Consider the following 1566-nt stretch of genomic DNA (forward strand, 5'->3'; position numbering starts at 1 on the left):
GGGCTGTCTGCACCTCAATCTGGCGCAGCTTCAACACGACCTGCTCCGCACCCGTCTTCTGACCTCGCCGCATGTCCAACTCCTTTGGTCCTGACTGATCCTCTCAATCAGCCCGGTCCAAAGCCAGCCGGTCAGGTCACCTCCGCCCCCGGAAGGTGCAAAGCTCGGAGAACCTCCGCCAGATCGAGCTTGGCAGGTACGCGAAACGTCCTTGCGTGTTCACATCGCAGCGACGCTTCGAGACTGGCGTCGCCGAGGTCCGAGGCAAGCTTCGTGGTGAAGGCGACGCGCGTGAAGCGGTGCCCATTGATGAGGCTGACGATGAGCTCTGTCGCATGGGATCCGGCGAGAGATCGGACAATTTCGTCCTCCTCGATCATCGCGATATCGGCGAGCACGACGCAGGCCGGGACCTCGCGGGCCATCGCGGCGATGCGGCTGAGCTTGGCCTCTCCGTCTAATTCCAGGGAGCGCCGTTCGATTTCGGCTTCACGGTACCGCGCCGATGCGAAGAAACGATAGACCGCGTCGACGAAGGATTGTTGATCATGCTCATCAAGCGCCAGCGCGAGGATCGGAATGCTGACGCCGTTCTTTAGCAGGAGCGATCGTTTCGGTTCGCAGTGCTTAATTAGGTGCCTGAGCACTACCTTCTTGCCGGAGTGGGTGGTCCCGCGGACGACCGCCACGCGTGGGCCGGCGACCTCTTGGAGATGGCCCCGGACCTCCTTGGCTATGGCTTTCAGCGAGTCGTCGTCGAACGAGCGCGGGGCGGCATTAAAACTGCTGTCGATCCGCGGCTCGTAACCGTATGGCTTAGTCCAGGCGGGGATGGCTTTCTCATCGACCGCTTCGACCAAGGCTCGCGCGAAAGCCTCAAGGCCGGGATGTTGCGCGTTGACAATCTTGGCGAGATCGCCGCAATCTTCCCCAATCACCTTACGGCAATGTTTGGCCAAGCTCTCGGCGATGCGCCAAGCGCCACGCTGCGAGCAGACGGCGTTGGCGTCGAAACGCAGCCAGCGGGCTAGGTGCTTCTCGTCCCATTTCTCGAGGGTAGATCCGAGCGGCTCCGAACCGAATGGTTGAGCGAGATTTATGATCTTACGTGCAAGGAACTCCGACTTGCTGTTGTGGCTGGTCCAAACCAACAAATCCCTCAGAAATATAATGCAGTGATCGGCAGTCAGTTCGTCGAACGCTCCGCGTCCATTGATAAAACGGTGCTTATGCTGGGACCGGATGTCGAAGGAAGCATTCAGCATCGACCGAACCAGCTGGTCGCGCCTAGTCACGATGTCGTTCGTCGGCGGATTAGTCACGGCGGCGAAAATTCCCGTTTCTTGGGGAACTAACGGGAAATGTCATGCTTGCGCAACCTAGCTGCGAATGCGCTGCGAATTGGATTGGTCAGGTCACGGAAGGCATGCGTGGTTTGCGCTGCGAGGGTGGCCTCATGCGTCGAGAGTTGTCGGTACCTTCGAGCGTCCGAAGGGCGCGAAAACAAATGGTGGCTTTCTGGCGCCGAGCCAACTACTGCTCTCCACCCCGAGCTGAAGTTGCCGG

1 protein-coding gene is annotated in these 1566 nt (G+C 59.8%); it reads right to left on the reverse strand.

The genetic code is table 11. From position 1 onward, the window contains the following. Nucleotides 1-131 precede the first annotated feature (131 nt). A complete protein-coding gene (locus MKK75_RS06790) occupies nt 132-1265 on the reverse strand; it encodes a hypothetical protein (RefSeq protein WP_244041849.1) in 1134 nt (377 codons plus the stop codon). Nucleotides 1266-1566 lie beyond the last annotated feature (301 nt).

The organism is Methylobacterium sp. J-030, from assembly GCF_022829545.1.
Lineage (GTDB): Bacteria > Pseudomonadota > Alphaproteobacteria > Rhizobiales > Beijerinckiaceae > Methylobacterium.

Excerpts from the sequence above, each read along its gene's own strand:
- MKK75_RS06790 (WP_244041849.1), bottom strand. The coding sequence starts at position 1,265 with ATGCTGAATGCTTCCTTCGACATCCGGTCCCAGCATAAGCACCGTTTT.